Origin of the sequence: Streptococcus sp. k-378 (genome assembly GCF_013277505.1) — a bacterium.
GTDB classification, from domain to species: Bacteria; Bacillota; Bacilli; order Lactobacillales; family Streptococcaceae; genus Streptococcus; species Streptococcus pseudopneumoniae.
In genome coordinates this window covers 1-6886 of the sequence record NZ_VMNC01000135.1, presented here as the reverse complement: position 1 = coordinate 6886, position 6886 = coordinate 1, and the positions used below count along the sequence as shown (strand labels likewise).

Annotated in this window: 8 protein-coding genes; 4 read left to right on the top strand and 4 right to left on the bottom strand. The window is 42.7% G+C overall.

Features of this window, described 5'->3' with window-relative positions; all coding sequences use genetic code 11:
* Positions 1–42: 42 nt before the first annotated feature.
* Positions 43–672, bottom strand: coding sequence for an MBL fold metallo-hydrolase (locus HT719_RS10560; protein WP_172929166.1), 630 nt, complete (start codon positions 670–672; stop codon positions 43–45).
* Between the two features lie 123 nt (positions 673–795).
* Complete coding sequence (locus HT719_RS10555; RefSeq protein ID WP_345790049.1) at positions 796–1023, bottom strand: hypothetical protein; 228 nt, start codon at positions 1021–1023, stop codon at positions 796–798.
* Positions 1024–1402: 379 nt separating this feature from the next.
* Between HT719_RS10555 and HT719_RS10550 the strand changes: the two genes are divergently transcribed.
* On the top strand, positions 1403–3625 hold the full coding sequence (locus HT719_RS10550) for a bifunctional (p)ppGpp synthetase/guanosine-3',5'-bis(diphosphate) 3'-pyrophosphohydrolase (RefSeq protein WP_050975852.1): 2223 nt from the start codon (positions 1403–1405) through the stop codon (positions 3623–3625).
* Between the two features lie 29 nt (positions 3626–3654).
* The gene (gene dtd / locus HT719_RS10545) at positions 3655–4098 is read left to right on the top strand and encodes a D-aminoacyl-tRNA deacylase (RefSeq protein WP_023933223.1); all 444 of its coding nucleotides are present in this window, start codon (positions 3655–3657) and stop codon (positions 4096–4098) included.
* Positions 4099–4136: 38 nt separating this feature from the next.
* On the opposite strand, the gene HT719_RS10540 is transcribed toward dtd, so the two are convergent.
* Together HT719_RS10540 and HT719_RS10535 are read right to left on the bottom strand one after the other, a co-directional pair.
* Entirely contained in the window at positions 4137–4550 is a 414-nt protein-coding gene (locus HT719_RS10540; RefSeq protein ID WP_172929162.1) for a hypothetical protein, read from the bottom strand.
* A 164-nt stretch (positions 4551–4714) separates the two neighbouring features.
* Entirely contained in the window at positions 4715–5365 is a 651-nt protein-coding gene (locus tag HT719_RS10535; protein ID WP_050261664.1) for a metal-dependent transcriptional regulator, read from the bottom strand.
* A 111-nt stretch (positions 5366–5476) separates the two neighbouring features.
* On the opposite strand from HT719_RS10535, the gene HT719_RS10530 reads away from it, so the two are divergent.
* Both HT719_RS10530 and HT719_RS10525 read left to right on the top strand, forming a co-directional pair.
* On the top strand, positions 5477–6319 hold the full coding sequence (locus HT719_RS10530) for a metallophosphoesterase family protein (protein WP_172929160.1): 843 nt from the start codon (positions 5477–5479) through the stop codon (positions 6317–6319).
* A gap of 75 nt (positions 6320–6394) precedes the next feature.
* Positions 6395–6832 (top strand): Rrf2 family transcriptional regulator, encoded by a 438-nt coding sequence (locus HT719_RS10525; protein ID WP_001166796.1) that lies wholly within the window; start codon positions 6395–6397, stop codon positions 6830–6832.
* Positions 6833–6886: the final 54 nt, after the last annotated feature.

The window sequence follows — 6886 nt, the reverse complement described above, 5'->3', positions numbered from 1 at the left end:
TTCATTGAGTATTAAATTGTGCTATCGCTTGTCATCATCTTGCTAGAAAAAGGGATTGAAGGCCTTTTCGTGAGCGATAGTAGTAGCTGGACCATGTCCTGGATAGACATCGTAGTTTGGTAGGGTGAAGAGTTGGTTCTGGATACTATGAAGGAGTTGCTCTGTACTACCAGTCGGAAGATCCGTCCGTCCAATTGTTTCGCGGAACAGAGCATCTCCCGTCAAGACTAGGTGAGCATCAGGAAAGACTAGGGAAACACCACCGATAGAGTGCCCTGGGGTCGGTAGAACCTTAAAACGAAATTCCTCTAGTTGGTATTCTTCGTGAAAGACAAAGGTGTGTTCTGCAGGTTTTGTGACCACATCTGCCATATCATCGTGGCGAGGGAGACCGGAGAGATTATCGACAGGAGTGTAGAGCCAGCTGGCTTCGCTCTCTGCGATATAGACAGGAGGATTGCCAAAGGTCTCGCGCACCAAGTCCAGACTCATGATATGGTCATAATGAGCGTGGGTCAATAGAATGGCACAGATCGGTTTGTTGAGGTTCTCTATTGTCTGACGAATAGCTTCCCAATGGCTGCCAGGATCGACAACGATGAGGTGCTTTTCGCCTTCTAGGTAATAGGTGTTTTCATAGGCAACAGGATTCACAGTTTTATGGATTTTCATATTAGCTCCAATCTCAAAGAATGTACTAAATTAAGTATAGCACAGTTGGGGAAAATAGGTAAGGATTTAGAATGAACTTAAAAACCAGCATGACTAGATGAAGACAGGCTGGTTATCAATTTATCAATATTGGAGAGGTGTCAATTGCCCTTCATAGGTTGCATAAACTCCGTCATTAGCTTGTTTGATAGATGTGATGTTTAGAGTGCCACCGTAGTTGGCTTCTCGTTTATCGCTATATTCACTATAAGTTATCCTATTGGGCAGGTTCTGGTCGTTAGCATAGTATTGAACGACTGTTTTTTTATAGCTTTGCTGGCTGAATAGAAGCAGGCAGCTAACTCCTAACACTAGGAGAGCAAAGATAGAAATAGCAGTTTTTTTCATAGGTGTTCTCCTTATAAACTAAAGGATAAAAGAAAGTATCTTGAGGATTTTAATTCTAAAATCCAGTCAAGGTACCAGTGTATGTGACACGAGTTCCACCGTTTATCTTTCGTATCTTCAATGGAATTGGGGAAGTCAGAAAGTCTTTCGGTTACAATATGGTTTCCGTTCTTCTATCTCTCCTTCTATCACCTAAGTTTAAAATCTAACTTCGTAATATATTATAGACTAATAATTCAGAATTATCAAGCAATTCTGAATTATTTTTTTCTTATTCTGTTCCAATCTAGTTTTCATATTCTTAAAAAAGTGATAAAATGGTAGGAAGAATTGGAGAGTAGAGATGCCAAAAGAAGTGAATTTAACAGGCGAAGAAGTTGTCGCCTTAACCAAAGAATATTTAACGGAAGAGGATGTCCATTTTGTCCATAAGGCCTTGGTTTATGCTGTTGAATGCCACAGTGGCCAGTATCGAAAATCTGGCGAACCTTACATTATTCACCCTATCCAAGTGGCAGGTATTTTAGCCAAGCTCAAGTTGGATGCTGTAACGGTTGCCTGTGGTTTCTTGCATGATGTGGTAGAAGATACAGATGCGACCTTGGACGATTTGGAAAGAGAGTTTGGTCCCGATGTGCGGGTAATCGTTGATGGGGTTACCAAGCTTGGTAAGGTCGAGTACAAATCAATCGAGGAACAATTAGCGGAAAATCATCGCAAGATGCTTATGGCCATGTCTGAGGACATCCGTGTTATCTTGGTCAAACTGTCTGACCGCTTGCACAATATGCGGACCCTGAAACATCTTCGAAAAGACAAGCAGGAGCGTATTTCCAAAGAAACTATGGAAATCTATGCCCCACTTGCCCACCGTCTGGGGATTTCAAGCGTCAAATGGGAATTGGAAGACCTATCTTTCCGCTATCTCAATCCTACGGAGTTTTACAAGATTACCCATATGATGAAGGAAAAACGCAGAGAGCGTGAAGCCTTGGTGGATGAGGTGGTCACAAAATTAGAGGAATATACGACAGATCGTCACCTAAAAGGGAAGATTTACGGTCGTCCCAAGCATATTTACTCGATTTTCCGCAAAATGCAGGATAAGAGAAAACGGTTTGAGGAAATCTATGACCTGATTGCCATTCGTTGTATTTTAGATACCCAAAGTGATGTTTATGCCATGCTTGGTTATGTGCATGAGCTTTGGAAACCCATGCCTGGCCGCTTCAAAGACTATATCGCCAACCGCAAGGCCAATGGTTACCAGTCTATCCATACGACTGTTTATGGGCCAAAAGGGCCGATCGAATTCCAAATTCGGACCAAGGCTATGCACGAGGTGGCTGAGTACGGGGTTGCGGCTCACTGGGCTTATAAGAAAGGCGTTAAGGGCCAGGTCAACAGCAAAGAATCAGCTATTGGGATGAACTGGATCAAGGAGATGATGGAGCTTCAAGATCAGGCTGATGATGCCAAGGAATTTGTGGACTCTGTTAAGGAAAACTATCTGGCTGAGGAGATTTACGTCTTTACTCCAGATGGAGCTGTCCGTTCTCTTCCAAAAGATTCAGGACCTATTGACTTTGCTTATGAAATCCATACTAAAGTCGGTGAAAAAGCGACTGGTGCCAAGGTCAACGGCCGTATGGTTCCACTGACAACCAAGCTCAAAACAGGGGATCAGGTTGAAATTGTCACCAACCCCAACTCCTTTGGACCTAGCCGCGACTGGCTCAATATGGTCAAGACCAGCAAGGCGCGCAACAAGATTCGTCAGTTTTTTAAAAACCAAGATAAGGAATTATCTGTTAATAAGGGTCGTGAAATGTTGATGACCCAGTTCCAAGAAAATGGTTATGTGGCCAATAAATTTATGGACAAGCGTCATATGGACCAAGTCCTGCAAAAGACCAGCTACAAGACAGAAGACTCCCTCTTTGCGGCCATTGGTTTTGGGGAAATCGGTGCTATTACTGTCTTTAATCGTCTGACTGAAAAGGAACGTCGTGAAGAAGAACGTGCCAAGGCCAAGGCTGAGGCAGAAGAACTTGTCAAAGGTGGCGAGGTCAAGGTTGAAAATAAAGAAACCCTCAAGGTCAAGCATGAAGGTGGTGTGGTCATTGAAGGTGCTTCTGGTCTCCTAGTGCGGATTGCCAAGTGTTGTAACCCCGTGCCTGGTGATGATATTGTCGGCTACATTACCAAGGGTCGTGGTGTGGCTATTCACCGTGTGGACTGTATGAACCTGCGCGCCCAAGAAAACTACGAGCAACGTCTCCTTGATGTGGAGTGGGAAGGTCAGTACTCTAGCTCAAATAAAGAGTATATGGCTCATATTGATATTTATGGCCTCAACCGTACAGGATTGTTGAACGATGTACTGCAAGTTCTCTCAAACACAACCAAGAATATTTCAACAGTCAATGCCCAACCAACCAAGGATATGAAATTTGCCAATATCCATGTGTCCTTTGGCATTACCAACCTCTCGACGCTGACTACGGTTGTGGACAAGATTAAGAGTGTGCCAGAAGTTTACTCTGTCAAACGAACCAACGGTTAATTGTCTGAGTTCTTACTAGAAAGGCTATTATGAAAATCATTATCCAACGTGTTAAAAAAGCCCAAGTCAGTATCGAAGGTCAGGTTCAGGGAAAAATCAATCAGGGGCTCTTATTGCTGGTTGGTGTTGGACCAGAGGACCAAGAGGAAGATTTGGACTATGCTGTGAGAAAACTGGTCAATATGCGGATTTTTTCAGATGCAGAAGGCAGGATGAACCTATCTGTCAAAGATATTGAAGGAGAAATCCTTTCTATTTCCCAGTTTACCCTCTTTGCGGATACCAAGAAAGGCAATCGTCCAGCCTTTACAGAAGCAGCCAAACCTGATATGGCATCAGACTTCTATGATGTTTTCAACCAAAAACTAGCGCAAGAAGTGCCTGTTCATACAGGTATCTTTGGAGCGGATATGCAGGTTGAGCTGGTCAATGATGGGCCAGTTACCATTATCCTAGATACTAAAAATAGATAAGAAAGATCAAGCCCAGCCGGCTTGGTTTTTCTCATCTATCACAAAATGCTCCAAAATGAAATCTGTTCTTGATAGGCTTGGGGGAAGTTTCTTTTCAGGCTTTGGCAGGTGCGATAGGAAGGGATGAGATGGCCTAGGATGAGGAGAGTGCCCTGAAGGAAAAGTGGGGTACCACTTAAACATATCAAGGAGAGAATCATCAGGCTATCCCATAGGAGGATTTGTAAGGCAAATCGCCAGAATCTCGGTCTAATCTGGGAACAGAGTTGACTAAAGTGGTCACAAAGCTGGTTAGAAAGATAGGTCAATAGCACAGGATGAAAGAAAATGAGCCAACCGCTATAAATCAAAATCCAATCCCAAGTAAGCACCTCTTTAAAAGCCAAAATGCCCAGCATGATTCCATCAATGACAAGGAGCTCAATGGTTTTGATGAAGATGATTTTTTTCATGATAAGCCCTCCTTTTTTCATCTGTTAGTGACGGAATAGTTTATATAATTATTATACAATATTTAGTTGGATTATGGAAGCGCTTACTATCGTTTTTGATATAAAAAATAGATAAGAAAACCCTGAAAATCAAACTTTCAGGGTTGGTTGGGGTACTTGAGAAATTAGTTGATTTTCTCGACATAGAGTTGTTTGGCAATGTCCATATTCACTTGTAAATCATTGTCTTTATTAAGGATAGTGAATGTGTTGCTGAAGCCATCAAACTGCTTGACTTGGAGCTGGTCACCGATGTGAAGTGAGTGCTTATCCAGATAATGGAGAATGTCAAAACTATCGTGCACCCGAGTCAGGCGGTAGGCGCCAGCCTCCTTGATGTCAGTTAGTGGTAGGTTATTGATTTCAACCAGGAGTTCTCCCTTGGCAGGAATAGTTCCTCCGTGGGGGCAGGTTTTAGGGAAACCTAGCAATTTATCCAGTCTTTCCACGAATAAATCAGATACAGTATGTTCCAAGACTTCAGCTTCCTCGTGAATCTGGTCACTCGTATAGTCTAAATGATGGACTAGAAAAACTTCAATCAAGCGATGCTTACGATAGAGCTCAGAGACAAATTTGAGGCCGAGGTCAGTCAGTAGATAGCCACATTCCTTGTCCTTGAGGATGAGATTTTCACTTTTCATCCGTTTAATCATTTCAGTTACGGCAGGGGGAGAGACTTGCATGCGGGTAGCAATTTCCTTGTTGGTGATTTTATGCAGGTCTATACCAATTTCATAAATACATTTTAGATAATCTTCTTTATTTGGGGTCATTCGTTTCCTCTTGTCTAATATCTTTATCTAGTATATCAAAAAAAGCTAGATTTCTCTAGCTGTGACTTTTTATGTTATACTTATTGCAAGAGAAAAAACGAGGAGATGGATATGACGAAAATAGCTCTTCTTTCAGATATTCATGGAAATACCACTGCTTTAGAGGCTGTTTTGGCAGATGCTCGGCAGCTAGGAGTGGATGAATACTGGCTTTTGGGAGACATTCTCATGCCAGGGACAGGGCGTAGAAGGATTTTGGACTTGTTGGCTCAACTACCGATTACAGCTAGAGTTTTGGGAAACTGGGAAGACAGTCTTTGGCATGGTGTCCGCAAGGAATTGGATAGTACTCGTCCCAGTCAACGCTATCTCTTGCGCCAGTGCCAGTATGTTTTAGAGGAAATATCCCTAGAAGAAATCGAATTGCTTCACAATCAACCTCTCCAGCTTCATCGTCAGTTTGGGAATTTGACGGTGGGAATTAGCCACCATCTTCCTGATAAGAACTGGGGGAGAGAGTTGATTCATACTGGAGCGCAAGAGGATTTTGACCGCTTGGTGACCAATCCGCCTTGTGATATTGCTGTTTATGGTCATATTCACCAGCAGTTGCTTCGTTACGGGACTGGTGGGCAATTGATTGTCAATCCGGGTTCGATTGGGCAACCTTTCTTTTTAGACGCTCAGCTACGGAAGGACTTGCGGGCCCAGTATATGATTTTGGAGTTTGATGACAAGGGCTTGGTAGATATGGACTTCCGACGGGTAGACTACGATGTGGCAGCTGAATTGCAGTTGGCTAAAGACCTGAGACTTCCCTATTTTGAGGTTTATTATGAAAGTCTGGTCAATGGGATCCACCATACTCATCATCAGGAATTTTTGAGAGAATTGGCTCAGAAAGAGGGTTATGATAGGGAATTAGATGCTTGGTTGAAAAGTGGTAACGATTGACATTACAACTAAAAAGGGTATAATAATAGAAAAAGAAGAGTAGAGGCAGGGGAGCCTCGTAAAAAGGAGAAGAGGATGCAAATTCCAAGTAGATTTACCATTGCGACTCATATGCTGATAATCATTGCCCTCAAGGGGAAGGAAAGCAAGGTGACCAGTGATTTTCTGGCAGCTAGTGTTGGGGTCAATCCTGTCATTATCAGAAAAACCTTGTCCCAGTTGAAGAAAGCAGAGCTGATTTCAGTTGCGCGTGGAACAGGGGGAACTGAGATTGTCAAGGATCTCAAGGATATTAGTCTTTTAGATGTTTATCAGGCGGTTGAGTGTCTTGGTAAGACTGGTCAACTCTTCAGTTTCCATGACAATCCAAATCCAAATTGTCCAGTTGGAGCTCATATTCATGATGTTTTGGATCAAAAATTGGAGAGAATCCAGCTGGCCATGGAGGCAGAGCTTGGTCAGACTAGTTTAGAGCAAGTTGTGGCTGATGCAGAGAGTCAGATGAAGGAGTAATTTTTTCTTTAAAACAAGAAAAGCTTATGAGAAGGTTTTTATACTCAATGAAAA

Coding starts and splice junctions, on each gene's coding strand:
- HT719_RS10560 (WP_172929166.1), bottom strand. CDS start 672: ATGAAAATCCATAAAACTGTGAATCCTGTTGCCTATGAAAACACCTAT.
- HT719_RS10550 (WP_050975852.1), top strand. CDS start 1,403: ATGCCAAAAGAAGTGAATTTAACAGGCGAAGAAGTTGTCGCCTTAACC.
- dtd (WP_023933223.1), top strand. CDS start 3,655: ATGAAAATCATTATCCAACGTGTTAAAAAAGCCCAAGTCAGTATCGAA.
- HT719_RS10540 (WP_172929162.1), bottom strand. CDS start 4,550: ATGAAAAAAATCATCTTCATCAAAACCATTGAGCTCCTTGTCATTGAT.
- HT719_RS10535 (WP_050261664.1), bottom strand. CDS start 5,365: ATGACCCCAAATAAAGAAGATTATCTAAAATGTATTTATGAAATTGGT.
- HT719_RS10530 (WP_172929160.1), top strand. CDS start 5,477: ATGACGAAAATAGCTCTTCTTTCAGATATTCATGGAAATACCACTGCT.
- HT719_RS10525 (WP_001166796.1), top strand. CDS start 6,395: ATGCAAATTCCAAGTAGATTTACCATTGCGACTCATATGCTGATAATC.